We start from the raw sequence: 15986 nt of genomic DNA on the forward strand, positions 1-15986 counted from the left end.
GTAAGGAGAATACTCGAAACCTGGAACAGATGATAGCGTTGCCGATCAAAATTAATGACTCTGGGTGTGAGAGATACTTGTTAGTTTTGAAATATGAAAATCCTAGCGCTCCTTGCCTTGCCCTTTCTGAGCTTTACCGCCCATGCTCAACCCGGACAATTATTTGATTCTCTTGGAATTATAAAAAAAGACGCTGTATGGAAGAAGATCAGCGATCAATTTATTTTTACCGAAGGGCCGGCATCTGACAAAAAGGGAAATGTCTATTTCACCGATCAGCCAAACAATAAAATCTGGTTTTTTAATGCGAAATCCGGGCAATTAAGCGAGTTTATGGACAGTGCAGGGCGAGCCAACGGGTTGTACCTGGATGCCCGGGGCCATATTATTGCCTGTGCGGACCAGGACAATGAGTTATGGCGCATCGATCCGAAAGGAAGCGTTACCGTATTGCTGGAAGCGGTTGACGGAAAAAAGTTGAATGGTCCTAACGATTTATGGATCGATCAGCAGGGAGGAATTTATTTTACAGACCCCTATTACCAGCGGGAGTATTGGACGCGCAAAGAGCCGGAAATGGCACGGCAAAATCTATATTACCTGCCTGCGGGTGCCAATCAGCCGAGGGTGGTCGATTCTTTTTTGGTAAAGCCTAATGGTATTATCGGCGATGGCCGGCATTTGTTTGTTGCAGATATCGGAGATCATAAAACCTACCGATACAGCATCCGCCCCGATGGGAGTTTGTCGGGAAGAACTTTGTTTGTATCACAAGGCTCAGACGGAATGACATTGGACGAACAGGGCAATCTATACCTTACCGGCAATGGCGTGACGGTCTATAACAAAGAAGGCATTCGCATCGCGCACATTCCAGTGCCTGAAAAGTGGACTGCCAATATTTGTTTTGCAGGAAAGAAAAGAAATACGTTATTTATCACTGCGGGTAAAAGTGTTTATACCTTGCCCATGTCAGTGAAAGGTAAACGGTAAAGCTACTTGCAATAAAAATCATTTTCGGAATAAGCTTGTTAGCAACATAACTCAATTGTATCGCATAGTTTTGCAGTCCTTATGAATCATCATTATCTTGCTTTTGGTCTCCCGATCATATCTGAAATCGAATTGCCGGCGTTAGTGCGGGTAGAGCAGTTTGAAGGAGACCAGGCTCCGGTGCATGTTAAATTAGGAAAAGTCCCTGAAACCCCTGCCGGGCCTGCCGTTCAGGCAGACGCGTTTACGTGGTGTAATGCAGAGGAGATGGTGTATCGATTACCTGAAAGAATCAAATTTTATGTGGCTTATGGAAAGGAAATTATCATTGAATCGATAGCTCCAGATCCGGCTCAACATCTCATCTATTTTTATTCGAACGCACTGGCAGCCGTATTGTTTCAGCGCAACCGTATTCCGTTTCATGTATCAGGCGTTTTTACGGCACCCGGAAAAGTAACGCTGTTTGCCGCGCCTTCAGGAACGGGTAAGTCTACGCTGTCGGTCAAGCTCCAGGAGCGAGGCTACGCGCCGTTTACAGATGATACGGCTGTCTTGTCTGTCAAAGACGGGAAGTGCTATGCCCAGGCTTCTTATCCTATGATCCGGTTGTGGCAAAACACGCTGCAGGAGCAAGTTTTATTGAAAGAGGCTGACAAAAAGAAACTCTATGAGGATGATGAATTAGACAAGTATGGTTTCTCCTTTCATGATCGTTTTGATCCCGGAGTGGTCGAAGTAGAACAAATTATTTTTTTGCAGCAGCGGGAAGACGCCTTACAGATTGAGCAGCAATCCATTAAGAATGCCGAAGCCTTTCAGGAGCTCAGTAATAATGTATATCGTTGTCACTGGCTTTCAGCAATGAAGAAGAGCCGGGAACAATTTTTACTAACCGGTGATATTTTAAATTCAGTGCCTTACTCGCTGATTGTCAGACCCCCAAGGGGGAAACTCATCGATGAATTTGCCCTTTTCATCGAAAAAATTTTGACAAGAAAAAACAAATAGTTATTTTCACATTTCTATATTATATCATATAAACCATTTAAATTTATACTATGGAAAAGAAACAATGGATTACACCAGAAGTAACCGAAATTCAAATCAACAGCAGTCCTTCTGATAAAACGGACAGCCTGGGAAGTGCTGCCTCCTAATCAACAATCGAAGTCAACGCAAATATGATTGTACTGCCTGCTAAACAGTGGCGCCCCCTAAAACCGTGACGGTGTTATGAGTGTGTTGCTGGGTAATTGGCAGTTTAGTAACGCGTCCATCGCACAGGATCTCTTATCAGGGATGTTTGATGCTGTGAACACCATTCCTCATGACCATTCACATCGTTTGGAAAGGCAGCAAGTTGCCTTTGGCACTTTAATCCGGCACAATACCCCCGAGTCATTCAACGAAACCGGTCCTGTTTTTTTTGGCGAAAAAGAAGTCCTCTTTTCGGCACAAGGCCGTGTGGACAACAGAGCGGCGCTATCAGAAAAGCTTCATCTTCGCAACGCGTCAGATAAGCCGGACAGCTATTTCATGCTGCAGGCCTATTTGAAATGGGGTAAAGCATGTATCGGGCATCTCCGCGGTGACTGGAGTTTGGTTGTTTTTGATTTCAGGGAGCAGGAATTATTTATCGGGAGAGATCCTTTGGGATATACCTCTGTTTACTACTATTCCGATTCAACCGGGTTCTACTTCAGTTCCTCCATCAAGGCGCTTTTGCAATTGCCCTCTTACCGGAAAACGCTCAATGAACTTCATCTCGTAAGAAATCTGACACTTTGGGAACAAAAAAAGTCAGAGCAAGACACTTATTTCCAAAATATTTATTCGCTCCCTCCGGGACATACGTTAACGGTTAAGAACAACCAGGTAACGGTCGAAAAATATTGGAACCCGTGCGATTGTTCTCTTCGGGATTATAAGAACAAGCAACAATACGCAGATGAATTTGGAGCAATTTTCGACAACGCTGTAAAGGCACGCCTTCGTTCTGATAAGCCGGTGGCTTCTTTGCTGAGCGGTGGTCTGGATAGCAGTACGGTCAGTTACACCGCAGCTGAGCTGCTTAAGAATGTAACGCCGCTTACTACCTTTAGTCACATACCTCACTATACACGCGAGTTAAAGGGCGACAAGCTGGGGCAGTATAAGATACTCGACGAATCGCCCAATATTAACCACGTTGTACAAGCCTCGGGCAATATAGCGCCTTATTTCCTGGATTCGGGAAGCTGTAGTTTGTTAGGCAGCATGAATGAATTTTTGGAAATCTATTCAGGTCCTATCCACGGCGCCAGTAATGTATACTGGCTGATGGACTTATACAAGGCGGCGGTGCAACAAGGTTGCGGAACCCTGCTGACGGGTGAAGGCGGTAATGGAAGCGCTTCTTTTGCGGGAGCTGATTACCTGTTGCCCCTAAGCATTTCGAGGTTTGTTGCCAGCCCTTATTTATTTGCACGGCGCGAAATCGGCAGGCCGGTAAAAGCTTTTTTGACGAAGATGCTCAAGGGGAAAAGATCATCTGTCAGCGGGATGGAGCGCTATGTAAAACAGGTTTTCCTGGTTCCCTCTGTTATTGAGCGATATCAGATCATCGAAGATATCAGAAAAAATAACCTGCACTTTAATCCCGTGGTGAGCGATATCAGGCAGACTAAGGAATTGTTTGTTGATCTGTATAATACCAGAAGCCTTACCGGCGCGGTAATGGGCCATTACCTGGGATTTGAGCTTCGGGATCCTTTCACGGATCAGGACCTGATGGAGTATTTCTTCAGCATTCCCAATGAAGCTTTTTTCGATAACCATTACAATAACCGGATGCTGGTGAAGCGTATGATGAAAGGCAAAATTCCCGATGAGGTGTTGTTTGCCAAAAAAGGTGGTTTGCAAAGTTCAGATATCGTTTACCGTGTCCGTGCCCAGGCAGAAGAGATAAAGGAAGCGCTGCGCACGGTACAAACAAGCCCGGCAGCTACCTATTATATCGATGTAACGGCCTTGTCGAAAAATTTTGATGCCTGCCTGGCGAGCCCTTATGTAGAGCCCTATGAAATGCAACGTGTGTTAAAAACGCTGCAATTTGCATTATTTTTACAGCAGCATTTTGATTAAGCGGTTGAACCATCATTTCGCCAAAATGAATGGTCAAGAGCAAAATATGAAGTGGAGATGATGCTTCATTTAAATTCTAATACTTTTGATCCTATGAACTATCAATTGAATGCAAAGGATATTTTAATTACTCAACTGGGAGATGAAGGCGTTGCTTTTAACAGCGAAACCAACGACTATTATTCTTTAAACGAAACATCGTTTAAAATTCTAAAAGGCATCGAAAGTGGCGCTTCACTCGAGGAGATTTGTAAGCAGCTCGAAGGAGCGTATAATATATCGCCATCCGATTGCGAAGCTGCCGTAAAAAAAACACTTCAGACATTTATTGCAAAAAAACTGGTGATCGAAAAATGATAAAAAAAGCCGGATCCTTTCTTAGACTGAGCTCAGTGCGAAAACTATTGACGGTCCAAACGCTCGTTTTATCATTTTACAGTTACATCTTATTCAGGTTTTTTAAAAGGTCCGCAAAGTTTGGAGAAAAGACAACGCCCGTTCCCGTCGGCCAGACGTATGATAAAAAAGTGGCTGACATCGCCTGGGCGATTCGGGCTGTGGCGCAACGAGTACCCTGGAAAACCGTATGCCGGCATGAGGCCTACCAGGCAAAACGCCTTTGTGATCATTACCGGATTCCCTGTCTTATTTTTATCGGTATTAAAAAGAATGTCGAGCAAAACCAAATAGAGGCACATGCATGGACGATTGCCGGAGGGAAAATAATTACCGGCTTTTGCAACCCGGAGGAGTATGTGGTGCAGCGTGTTTATAAGAATCAATGGCAATAACAATTAAAAATTTTAATGCATCGGAGTTAAGGAAAAACCTGGCTCGTTCCTTACAATTGTTGTGGGAAACAGACAAGTCACTTGCAATCCTTAGCTTTTCACTCCATATGTTGCAGGCTTTATTGCCCGTGTTGTCATTGTATTTTATTAAAGTGCTGGTTGAAAAAGTAACCGCCCGGAGCGCTTTCTCAGATATTGTTCCTGTGATCATTTATTTTCTTGCGGCACAGTTGGCATTGGCACTGGCACAGCAATATGCCAATTACATTTCAAACATCTTTCAACTGAAATTGACCGACCATTTGTCCCGGCGCGTTTTGAGCAAGGCGGTTGCCGTTGATTATGACTATTATGAAAATCCCGGGTACCACGATAGCCTGCACCTTGCTCAACAACAATCTTTATATAAAGCCGGCACTTTACTGACCAGCTATAATTCTTTTCTCACTTCAGGCTTCGCCCTGCTGTTCCTCTCCCTTTTATTTATCAGTATGCAATCCTTTTTTGGATTGCTCTTTATCTCTTTTTCTATTCCGCTTGCTATCATCAAATGGTACTTTGGGATTGCCCTGATGCAGCAGGAGAGAAGAATGGCGCCGATGGAACGCGAGGCTAATTACCTGCATCACGTCCTGACAGGCGTGAGCTTTGCTAAGGAGACCCGCGTCTTTGGGTTCGGATCATTCTTCATCGAAAAGTTTACAAACATCCGCCATTACATCCGCCTTCAAAAGACCCGGCTTAACAAGCGCCTGACCCACTATAGCCTGATCGCCGACGCGGCCGAGATCATAGCCATGGCCGTTATTTTTGGAATGCTTGCCAAACAATCGGTAGAAGGATCTATTACGCTCGGTTTGTTTGTTATCTACATACAAGGTTTTCAAAACCTCCAAAACAATTCAAAGAATTTTCTGCAATCATTAGTGCTGATCCTACAGCAACGTGTTTTTTTGCAGGACTTGTTTTCTTTTCTGAACATCAACACGGCCGGCCGGGCAATTCCTCAAAAAGCATTCCCTTCCATTTCCGAAGGGTTGATGATAAAAGATCTTTCTTTCAAATATCCCCAAACTGAGCGGCAGGTATTGCACAACGTTTCTTTGGAATGCCGGCCAGGACAGATCGTTGCAATCGTGGGTGAGAATGGTTCCGGTAAATCTACGTTGATCAAATTGTTAGCCCGGTTGTATGAAACACAAACGGGAACCATCTCGTTTGACCAGACAACTCTTGAAACAATAGCGTTGGAATCATTTCAGCAACACACCGTTTTTCTTTTCCAGGACTTTGAAAAATATTTTTTTACGATCGAAGAGAACATCGTTTTGGGAAAACCTGCGGAGGATAAAGGGATAAAAGATATTGAGATGTCGGCAGAGCGATCAGGGGCTGCTGCTTTTATTTCAAGGCTGAGCCAGGGATATCAAACCCGCATGGGTCGTATATTTGAGGGGAGTGCCCAGCTGAGCGGGGGAGAGTGGCAGAAGCTGGCCTTGGCGAGGGTGTTTTACAGGAGCGATGCTGCGCTTATTGTGCTCGATGAGCCCACCAGCGCTTTGGATGCCCAGGCAGAGTTTGAGATCTTTAACCAGATCAAATCGATAGCAAAAGATAAAATGGTTATCCTGATTACACACCGGTTGTACAACCTGAAGATTGCTGATTACCTGTATGTCATGAACGAAGGACGTATTGCCGAATCCGGGACCTTTGATGAGCTGATCTCACAGAACGGAGTGTTTACCAGGCTTTACAATATGCAACAACTATGATTGCTATTCAGAAAATACAAGAAAGATATGGCAGCGAGGTAGCGCTGTTGCTTCTTTGTTGCCGGTTGCACTTTGAAACGACCAACGCCGAAGCGGTACAGGAGTTTGTTATTGCGAATGCTATCGACTGGGACGAGCTCCTGGAGCTGGCGGCGGCTCACCGGATCGAGCCGCTGATTTGTCACAGGCTTACCGCGCTGAGCATTCCGGACCAAGCGACCACACGGGTGAAGCAAAAGCAGCTGCGATTGGTGCAACAGAGCTTTAAACGGGCACTGGAAACGGAAAGGATTATTCATCTCCTTCGCGAAAACGATATCAACTGTGTAGCATATAAAGGGGTGGCTTTTTCCAGCCAGTTTTACGGAGATCTGGTTTCGCGGGAGTCCAGCGACATTGATCTGGTAATCGCCGCCGAAGATTTTGAGAAGGTATGGCCTTTAATGGAGCAGGATGGCTACGCTTTCCAGAGCCAGGTGGAGTATGATATTTTCAGGGAGGATATATTTGAGCGGAAAAAAGATCTGAGCTTTAACAGATACAGAGATGGGGCGAGAGAATTTCATGTGGAGTTTCACTGGCGGCTCAGCGAAAACGCGCTCCAGATAAAAAGAGAAACCAGCGCCCGGCTATTTAAAAGCAACACCAAGATCTTTTTAGCAAAACGGGAGGTGGAAACGCTGGAAAAAGAGGCGCATTATCTGGCGGTGTTAATCCATCATTCCAATAATGATGCGCTGAGCATTTTACGAAACCTGGTGGATGTTGCGCAGCTCGTTAAAGCAGATGCTGGTATCAATTACCAACATTTAAACCAGGCGATAAAAGACCTGAACCTTTCTAAGGCGGCGGCCGTCTGCGCTGATCTTGGCCAAAATTTGTTAGGTGTCTCGCTGCCATTTTCGGCAGAAAGTTCTGCGGTTATTCCTTCGCGGATGCGGGAACATTTTATTGAACGCCTGCTTGGAAGGAAGTGGGTCGGCGATCACTTTAGGGTCAAGCTATATAGCAAAAGCATACTTTACCTGAAAAGTAATTTCAATGAAAAAGCGCGTTACCTGATTGCCTGCCTCAAACTGAGATTTACACCTTCCGTAAAAGATCTAAGACTTTTCAAACTGCCACGCCCGCTGCATTTTCTATATGTGGTGTTGAAACCTCTTCGCTCTGTGTTTAGTCCATCCAGTACTTTAGAAGAGAAGCAGATCGCTATGCGCGACAGTGAAAAGCCGGCCTAACGATCTGCTCATTCATTATCTTATCAATACCATCTTGCCATAACCCTTATTGAAATACCGGTCGGTATTATCATTGGCAGCTTTGTACTTATCCAGGCGCTTGCCATTCAGGTTGGTCAGCACACGATACAGGTAAACGCCATTGGCCAGCTTCTGACCATATTGATCCGTACCATCCCACTTAAACTCGGTGATGTTTCTTCCGATACGTAATGGCCCCAGCTCTGCCTTGGTGATCTCGCGTACAATTTTCCCGGTAATGGTTAAGATTTGTATGCGGATGTTCTGAGGTATTTCAGACCCGGTTAATGTAAACACGAATGCCGTGGAAGTAGTGAACGGGTTGGGATAATTCAGCAGATTCGAGATCATTTCCTTGTTGATCACCTGGAACGCGATTTTGTAGTTCATTGCTCCCGAGCTATTACCGCTTTCATCCTCGCCGCCTACCTGCAATTCGTATTCTCCGTCGGTGAGAAGATGCGGCCTGAACTTCACCATTGCAGTCTTCGCATCGTTCGTGCCCTGTCCCGGAGGGATGAACTGCAACGTGTCACTGTTAAACTGGTAAGTTCTCAATATGCCGTCCGGGTGTCTCAGCTGCACCTTAATAAGATCCGGGTTATTGATGGGTAGATATTTAGAATCATCTGTGAGTTTGATCTGAATGTCGGGCTTGCTTGACACGATATCCCGGTTGATAATATGAAGACCGTCGAAAGTTACATCCATGTAAGGGCTGGTCGTATCACCCCGAACAAAGAACGTCTTCGACAGCAGGTTATTAAATTGATACTGTTCCGGCTGGTATGCTTCAGGCGGATTCACCTCCAGCGAAAACGTGTTGGTCCCTGCAAGCGATTTGGTATTAATCGAAGTATGCAGGCGTACGGTATCTCCGCCCATCAGTGGTTTCGTCTTGGGAAGGAAGTATGCCGTTTCGTTATTGTTTCGATCCCTGACAGTCAGCTTCGCGCTTAAACTATCAAATGCAAAAGGACTGATATTTTTAAAGGCCACGCCTACATCCAGCGGTTGCCCGGCTTCTACTGTATCCAGCGCCTGGAAATATAAGTTTGAAGCCACCGCGCCTTCGGCTATAGGATCACTATAAACATTCCAGTACTTTAGCTGGTAGGGTGTCCTGTTTATCGTGTCTCTCGATTGCAGCTCCAATCGTAATCCGGCATAAGGCGCTGGGTTGATTGAAGAAATATCGACTGTTTTCTGAGTCACCGGAATGTTGGATATTAACGCAGACTCATTGCCGTTTTCCTCAACTCCGTAGACAGTGAGGAAGCTTTTGTCATCTGTTGATGGCGTCTCCAGGCTGGTCCCGTCCCACGTTACGGTCTTCCAGGATTTAGCTTTAGCAAACACCTGCGATTTCATACTGCCCGCGGCTTGATAAACGGGTAAGTCGACTTCCACTCTCACCAGTTCTGAACCTGTAGTTCCGACCTTCTGAGCCAAAGGTATAGCATGGCCTTTCTGATAGAAAAAGATATATGAGACGATAGAGTTGATCTCATCTATTTCGCTGAAGCCGAGAGATCTTAGCTTGTGATATAGCGAATTATTACTTCCAAAGATAGTGGTGTCCCCGCGCCACACAGATGGCAAAACCGTAGATCCTCTCTGATTGCTCGTCATGCCTACATAATAATCATTGGGTAGGGAGTCTAAGAAATTCATCACCACTTTTCTTGCTGCAGGGGTGGAAATATCGAACTGGAAAAATTTAGGGAGCCGCGGTAACAGGTTCCCATAAGGGATCGGCCGGTAACTACCGTAACGGCCGCTTGTCACCAGGTCTTCATTCTCCAACGGGGCTAAGCTTCCATTTTTTAGAACGTAAAAGCGAAGGGAGTTTTCCTGCGGGCTTAAGCTACCGGAAACGGTTCGTATATAAGCCCCTTGTCCACCTACACCATCAATCAGGTAAGCTGCATCGATCGGGTTGTTTGTTGCAGACGTGATTTTGTTGTTTACGACAATATGTGCCGAGACGCTGTCGAATAAGAATACACCGTCCTCTTTGTAATATAAATCATTGAAGAGATTTTCATTCAGCTGATAATAATGTGACTGGCGAAAACCTGTCCCGGAGCCAGGGATATAAGTGAACGAAGCGCTGCTCCAAACTGGTGCGTCCTGGTTAGCCGGAACCGCTGCGGTTCTCCAGTAATAAACAGTGCTGTCTCTAAAGGTGAGACCGGGTGTGAATTCAACCACGCCTCCGGCAGAAGTTTTTGTCTGCGTAGCTTTTAACGGGGAATTGAACAACTGGGTTGTGTCAATTTCCATAATGTATTGCCTGGTCGGAGCCAGAGGGCTTCCGGTGGACGCAGATAACAAAATATTTTGTGTATTTATTATGGAGTTGTCATACGGGTAAGCAGGACGAATGTTGTCGGCATAAATGAATACTTCTTTAGATACTGTATTATTTGATTCGAACAGCTCATCGATAAGATTGTCCGGATCAATAGAAATAGTAAACTTGTTGGTTCCTTTGTCATTGATCGGATCGATAGGTATCTTATACTGGATGGAATCTGAGTAACGGACCTTGGTTAAGGTATCCCTGTGTATGACTCTGGTACTAAGGTCCGGATAAGTTCGTTTCAATTCAATAATAAGATCTCTGTTAATAGCCTTTCCAAGGTTTGCTATCTGTGCATTGATCGTAAATGACTGATCGGCCACGGACAGGATCGCCGGATTGGTCGTTATCATTTGATCTTCTATCGCGTAATCCGGTTTTTCAAATTGATATAGCCGGACAGCAGGATCTCCGTTTAAAATAAATTGTTCGGCCTGCGCTCTGTTGTAGATATTGGTTTCTCCTCCCACACGCTGGAAAAAGTTTTGGATCGTTTTTTCAATCACTTCTCCGATGGTCAGTGCATAACCCTCTGTAGCCAACAGTTCATACAACTCGCGGTTGTATTGCTGAAGAGGATGAACATATCCGAAACTGGTAGCGGCCATCATACCAATACAGCCTCTTTCTTTAGCCAGAACAAATCTTTCAGCGAATGTGGTTGACTGGGACAGCCGGGGCTCATAATAGGCAAAATAGTCTCCTACATTACAGCCCATCATGTGGAACAGCGGATATTTTCCAATGTTGGCGGAAGCGGCAGGATCGTCTATCGGGAAGTTCAATTGAACAGAGCTGGAGTGCCCGAAATAAGTTAACAGGTTCACACCTTCGTTGATACGTCTTTTCAATAATTCCTGGCGCTTCTGCTGCTCTACCGTGTTGGTGCTTTTGACAAAGTCTGAAACATTTGCGCCGTAGAATGTGTCTGATACCATTCGCTTGCCTTCATTCAAGGTGCTGTACAATTCATTGACCAGGCCAGCATCATCCGCTCCCACAATATGCGCCAGGTTCTTTTTCCAGCGGCTGGCGTCAACACCGGGTACCGGTGCAAGATGTTGGTCATATTGTTTTATTTTTTCCAGGTATATGGCCAGCTCATCTCCATTGATTACCGAAACGCGGCTGATAGGCGTCAATGGCACGGAACTGGTACCTTCAGCTGCCAGTAGAATATCCGAAGGAGGAAAACCAAAAGTGGGGATCAGGCCCAGCCGTGAAGCAGCAGGCGCCGACTCATTACTCCGGGCTGACACGTACTTCAGTCCATACCCAATCAGAAAAGCAGCTTTTACCGGGCTGGAGTAATGGTTTCTGGCAAATCTTAAAAAATTTCTAATGGACAGGGGATGCTGTTTGATGCCGAAAGCAAACTGATCTATCAACTGATCGATCATGTATACTTTAGCATTATATCCTCCACCCGCAGCGGAGCTGCGATAGGCCCGGTATTCTTCCACAGGTTGCGCCCCGTTTGATGCAGTTAAAATATTTTCATGCGTGATCATCAGGTAGTTTCCCTGATTAGCTCCCGCGGCATAATTAACAAAATTCCTGCGTTCTAAAGATGCGATATTTTTGACATTGGCTGATGCGGTGTTGATCAGCACCAGCTTGGATGTGGCAGACGATGGTTGAAGATAAAGTTTTACAACAGAGGGAGTCGATACGTTGGCTTCGTAACGGCGACCGTTTGTTAAGTCAAAGAGTACGGGAATACCCGAAAAGTTAAATCCTGAAATTTCAAGGTATTTACCGGTGGTAGAACCGGCGGGCAAACTGAATTCAAAATTACTTGCACCGCCAAAGTTGAATGTTCGCGGGTAAGCGATTTCAATCAGACCCACTTTTAACCGGTTATTTGCGGTGCTGGCTTCGTTATTTACAGAAATACTTTCTGTAGCACCCGTTAAGCGGGATACAGGCACATTGCCCGATAACTTTAAGTAATTGAATGCGCGGAGCGAAGTGTTGAACAGCGCACCGTTATTCAACGCTACATTAATCGTGCGGTTGTTGGGACTGTTGCCCACCAGGTTTACCCTTACCTGGATGTCAGGTGCCCCGCTTCCTTTGTAAGGAAATAAATTTGCCAATGAAAAAGTCCTGGTTTTATTTTCTGTTATTTCACCGGAAGTCCAGCCCTCACCCTCTTCATACGAGGATGACATGGCTGCTTCAGAGACGCTGCCCACATAAGGCCCCAGATGGATGGACTCATTGGGGTAAACGCCGGCCGTATGTATAAAATAAGGCTCGGGACCAACACCGGTAGGAATAGTATTGGCGGTGGGTGTCAATCTTTTATTATTGCCGGCAGGGTTGACGGTCAGGAAGTAAACGGACGTATCCGTAAACAAGCTTTTGCTGCTGTTGATCTGCTCATCAGCGTTCCGGAACAAGGCCTGATCCGCCGTTCCGTCATTTGCTACTCCCCAGAACTCTATATAACCGGTTGCAGGCAAGGCGCCGTTTTGGCTGGAAGTATAGATGGGGATCTCCTGGCCGTTATGCCATAATTGAAATTGCGACACATCGGTGTTTCCCAGGTTTGCCGAGTTCAGGGTTGCCTGGGATATTCTATACAACCCGGTGCTGCCGACTTTAAACTTATAATAAGTTTTGTTGTAGTCGATCCACTCATTATTATATTGCTGGCTAAATGCAGGCAGCGTATAGAAAAAAGATAATATCAGAAACAGTTGCTTTTTCATCACAGAAGGAAATTAGTGTTTAGAATACGACGGATTTTCTTTTTCGCCCGATATCGAACTTCAAAGAAAAAACGTGTGTAAATAGCGGGTTGGATTGGTTAGCAAGATTAGCAAAAGCATAATCCACCACTAAAGATTTGATCCGGAAGCCGGCGCCCACGCTGGGTTGATAAATCCATACCCTTTTTTGGTTAAGGGTATCTCCGTCGGCAAGGCCTTGCTGGAAGTTGTTGATCCCGCCTCTTACAAAAAAGATGTTCTTGTAGCTGTACTCCAGGCCGACTTTGGGATCGATGCTGATTGGATCGCCGCTAACCACCGTGTTTCTCCGGCCGTCAAAAGTGAGATCAAAATCAGTTTCCGCCAGTATAGTTGAGGTCTTTCCAATATTAAAAAGCCGGGAGACGCCGAGGATCAGCCTTGGTGATGTCAGCTCGGTCGAGCGTACGGGTATTTCATTCTTCGTCAGGTAGAGCACTTCTTTTTCCCTGTCGGAAAAATTAAATGTCCAGGTGTTGAAGGTGCTGGTAACATCTTTCGCTACCGCGCCAAAACGCCAGTTGCCTTTAAATATCTGAAGGCCGGCGTCCAGCCCAAACCCCCAGGCTTGTGCAAACTTGCCGAGGTTGCGATAGATCACTTTGGCGTTCGCACCAAAGTTGATGGTCATATCATCTGTCTTTTTCAGGTTTTGTCCATACGACAAGAGGAAGGCGTAGTCTGCTGAAGAAAAGGTCTGAATATTATTGTAATCGAGGGAGCCATCGGGATTGACTAGGAAAAGGGTGTTAGCGATATCGTCTACCGCAAACCTCAGGGCCGTTACTCCTAATACCCGTTTTTCGTTATTGGTCGGCAGCGCCACGTTAATGAAGTCGTATTTTCCGATACCCGCGAAATATTCTGAGTGCATCAGGTTGATCTGCGTCTGATCCTGAACGTGAACCAGGCCGGCCGGGTTCCAGTAACCGGCCGTTCCGTCGTCAATAGAGGCTATTTGGGCACTACCCATAGCCAGACCTCTCGCGCCGGCTCCGATATTCAGAAATTCATTAGAATATTTTCTAAATTGTCCTTTCGCAAATAGTGAAATAAGCTGAAATAGTAACATCCAGCTACTGATTCGTATTGAGTTTTTTAGTATCACAAAAACAGCTGTTAAATGAATGATGGTTAGATGTCTTACATTGGTCGCAGGCTAGGGGTGTTTTCCATGTTGGCTGTCGGACCACCCACAAAATAACAAATTTTTATCAAGTGACCATAAAAAAAATCGATAAATGCCGCAAATTTATCGACAAACATACTAAAAACTTATTTTTGCCGCTATGGATTTAATTCAGGAATTGAAATGGCGAGGTATGGTGCAGGACATGATTCCGGGCACTGATGAGCAATTGAAAAAAGAGGTTACGACAGGCTATATTGGCTTCGATCCCACGGCTACCAGTTTACATATCGGAAGCCTGGTTCCCATTCTGCTGCTCGTGCATATGCAAAGAGCGGGGCACCGCCCGATTGCTTTGGTGGGGGGCGCCACAGGTATGATCGGCGATCCCAGCGGCAAAAGTGAAGAGCGCAACCTGCTGAATGAAGAGCAGCTCGCAGCCAACGTGGCCGGTATCAGGAAACAGCTGGAAAAGTACCTGGATTTCGACGCGTCGAAGCCGAATGCGGCATTGATGGTCAATAATTATGACTGGTTCAAGTCCATTTCTTTTATTGAGTTTTTAAGAGATGCAGGTAAACATATTACCGTCAATTATATGATGGCAAAGGATAGCGTGAAGAAAAGGTTTGAAGGCGAGGTAGGTATCAGTTACACCGAATTCGCGTACCAGCTGATGCAGGGATACGATTTTTTCCACCTGTTTCAGGAAAAGAACTGCAAACTTCAAATGGGTGGCAGTGATCAGTGGGGCAATATTACTACCGGGACAGAATTTATCCGCCGGAAGGCACAGGGGGAGGCTTTTGCATTCACTTGTCCATTGATCAGGAAAGCGGACGGAACAAAATTTGGAAAAACCGAGCAGGGCAACGTTTGGCTCGATCCTGAAAAAACCAGTCCTTACCAGTTTTACCAGTTTTGGTTAAACGCGAGTGATGCCGATGCGGAAAACTGGATCAAGATCTTCACCTTTTTGGAAGAACCGGTTGTAAAACAGTTGGTTCAGGAACATCAGGCAGATGCGTCCAAAAGAATACTGCAGAAAGCGCTGGCCAAAGAAGTTACCCTGTTCGTCCATGGTGAGAAAGCCTACGAAGAAGCCGTGGCCACTACAGAGAAACTATTTGCCAATCAGACCCAACCGGCGGAGGAGATGAGTATTGACGACCTGGAGGGCATGGCAGGGATCATAAAGTCTGCGATTGAAAAAGAGAAACTCGACGAGGGTATAGATGTTGTAAGCCTTTTAGCCGAAACGAAAATTGCAGCCAGCAAGGGCGAAGCACGCAAACTGATCCAGGGCGGCGGCGTTCAGGTGAACCGAAAAAAGGTGGAGGATGTTTCGCTCCAGGTCAGCACCGGGTTTCTTTTACACAGCAGGTATCTCCTCGTACAAAAGGGTAAGAAAAATTACTATTTAGTTGAAGTAAATTAAAAAAGGAGCCGGAAGGCTCTTTTTTAATGCAAAATGCATTTTTCCAACCTGCATTTATCTTAAAGTTCACGAATATTTAAAAAATAAATATAAGATATAACATATTTATAGAAAATGTATTATATTTGTGTTAACATTTTAAAAGCCTCGTGATTACCGTGCTTAAAAGCAGATGTTACTAATGAAGCTGTTTATTAGTTTTTAAGATTGAATAGGGAAACTGCTAGACTATTAAACTAAAACCTTCTAACCTTTGCTCACTAGATCAATTTCTGCGGCTAATTCCGGCTTGTTTTATTCACTACTTCGTATGCTGCTAAGCAGGAAGGTAAACGCATAGCTTATGAACCAACT

Annotated in this window: 10 protein-coding genes; 8 read left to right on the top strand and 2 right to left on the bottom strand. The window is 45.3% G+C overall.

All coding sequences use genetic code 11. From position 1 onward, the window contains the following. The first annotated feature begins 93 nt into the window (after positions 1 to 93). The 7 genes from ACU37H_RS14065 to ACU37H_RS14095 all read left to right on the top strand — a co-directional run bounded on the left by ACU37H_RS14065 (position 94) and on the right by ACU37H_RS14095 (position 7923). On the top strand, positions 94 to 993 hold the full coding sequence (locus tag ACU37H_RS14065) for an SMP-30/gluconolactonase/LRE family protein (RefSeq protein ID WP_472703474.1): 900 nt from the start codon (positions 94 to 96) through the stop codon (positions 991 to 993). Positions 994 to 1074: 81 nt separating this feature from the next. After that, complete coding sequence (locus ACU37H_RS14070) at positions 1075 to 2004, top strand: hypothetical protein (RefSeq protein WP_472703473.1); 930 nt, start codon at positions 1075 to 1077, stop codon at positions 2002 to 2004. A 225-nt stretch (positions 2005 to 2229) separates the two neighbouring features. After that, a complete protein-coding gene (locus tag ACU37H_RS14075) occupies positions 2230 to 4119 on the top strand; it encodes an asparagine synthetase B family protein (protein WP_472703472.1) in 1890 nt (629 codons plus the stop codon). Positions 4120 to 4176: 57 nt separating this feature from the next. Continuing rightward, a complete protein-coding gene (locus ACU37H_RS14080; protein ID WP_472703471.1) occupies positions 4177 to 4476 on the top strand; it encodes a PqqD family protein in 300 nt (99 codons plus the stop codon). Positions 4477 to 4511: 35 nt separating this feature from the next. Further along, positions 4512 to 4910, top strand: a complete 399-nt coding sequence (locus ACU37H_RS14085) for a lasso peptide biosynthesis B2 protein (RefSeq protein ID WP_472703470.1) — start codon at positions 4512 to 4514, stop codon at positions 4908 to 4910. Continuing rightward, positions 4901 to 6685 (top strand): ABC transporter ATP-binding protein, encoded by a 1785-nt coding sequence (locus ACU37H_RS14090; RefSeq protein WP_472703469.1) that lies wholly within the window; start codon positions 4901 to 4903, stop codon positions 6683 to 6685. The genes ACU37H_RS14085 and ACU37H_RS14090 overlap by 10 nt, the downstream gene beginning before the upstream one ends. After that, entirely contained in the window at positions 6682 to 7923 is a 1242-nt protein-coding gene (locus ACU37H_RS14095) for a nucleotidyltransferase domain-containing protein (protein ID WP_472703468.1), read from the top strand. The genes ACU37H_RS14090 and ACU37H_RS14095 overlap by 4 nt, the downstream gene beginning before the upstream one ends. Before the next feature lie 15 nt (positions 7924 to 7938). Here ACU37H_RS14095 and porU2 read toward each other — a convergent pair whose 3' ends face one another. Then, positions 7939 to 13026: a putative type IX secretion system sortase PorU2 gene (gene porU2, locus ACU37H_RS14100; protein WP_472703467.1), complete on the bottom strand. Its 5088-nt coding sequence runs from the start codon at positions 13024 to 13026 to the stop codon at positions 7939 to 7941. Between the two features lie 19 nt (positions 13027 to 13045). Further along, positions 13046 to 14137, bottom strand: a complete 1092-nt coding sequence (locus ACU37H_RS14105; protein ID WP_472703466.1) for a putative type IX sorting system protein PorV2 — start codon at positions 14135 to 14137, stop codon at positions 13046 to 13048. A 217-nt stretch (positions 14138 to 14354) separates the two neighbouring features. On the opposite strand from ACU37H_RS14105, the gene tyrS reads away from it, so the two are divergent. Further along, positions 14355 to 15632, top strand: coding sequence for a tyrosine--tRNA ligase (gene tyrS / locus ACU37H_RS14110; RefSeq protein WP_472703465.1), 1278 nt, complete (start codon positions 14355 to 14357; stop codon positions 15630 to 15632). Positions 15633 to 15986 lie beyond the last annotated feature (354 nt).

Source organism: Niabella sp. ZPM-14 (assembly GCF_055693045.2).

Bases quoted from the DNA above. Each gene is read 5' to 3' on its own strand.
- ACU37H_RS14065 (WP_472703474.1), top strand. From the start codon at position 94: ATGAAAATCCTAGCGCTCCTTGCCTTGCCCTTTCTGAGCTTTACCGCC.
- ACU37H_RS14070 (WP_472703473.1), top strand. From the start codon at position 1,075: ATGAATCATCATTATCTTGCTTTTGGTCTCCCGATCATATCTGAAATC.
- ACU37H_RS14075 (WP_472703472.1), top strand. From the start codon at position 2,230: ATGAGTGTGTTGCTGGGTAATTGGCAGTTTAGTAACGCGTCCATCGCA.
- ACU37H_RS14080 (WP_472703471.1), top strand. From the start codon at position 4,177: ATGATGCTTCATTTAAATTCTAATACTTTTGATCCTATGAACTATCAA.
- ACU37H_RS14090 (WP_472703469.1), top strand. From the start codon at position 4,901: ATGGCAATAACAATTAAAAATTTTAATGCATCGGAGTTAAGGAAAAAC.
- ACU37H_RS14095 (WP_472703468.1), top strand. From the start codon at position 6,682: ATGATTGCTATTCAGAAAATACAAGAAAGATATGGCAGCGAGGTAGCG.
- porU2 (WP_472703467.1), bottom strand. From the start codon at position 13,026: ATGAAAAAGCAACTGTTTCTGATATTATCTTTTTTCTATACGCTGCCT.
- ACU37H_RS14105 (WP_472703466.1), bottom strand. From the start codon at position 14,137: ATGTTACTATTTCAGCTTATTTCACTATTTGCGAAAGGACAATTTAGA.
- tyrS (WP_472703465.1), top strand. From the start codon at position 14,355: ATGGATTTAATTCAGGAATTGAAATGGCGAGGTATGGTGCAGGACATG.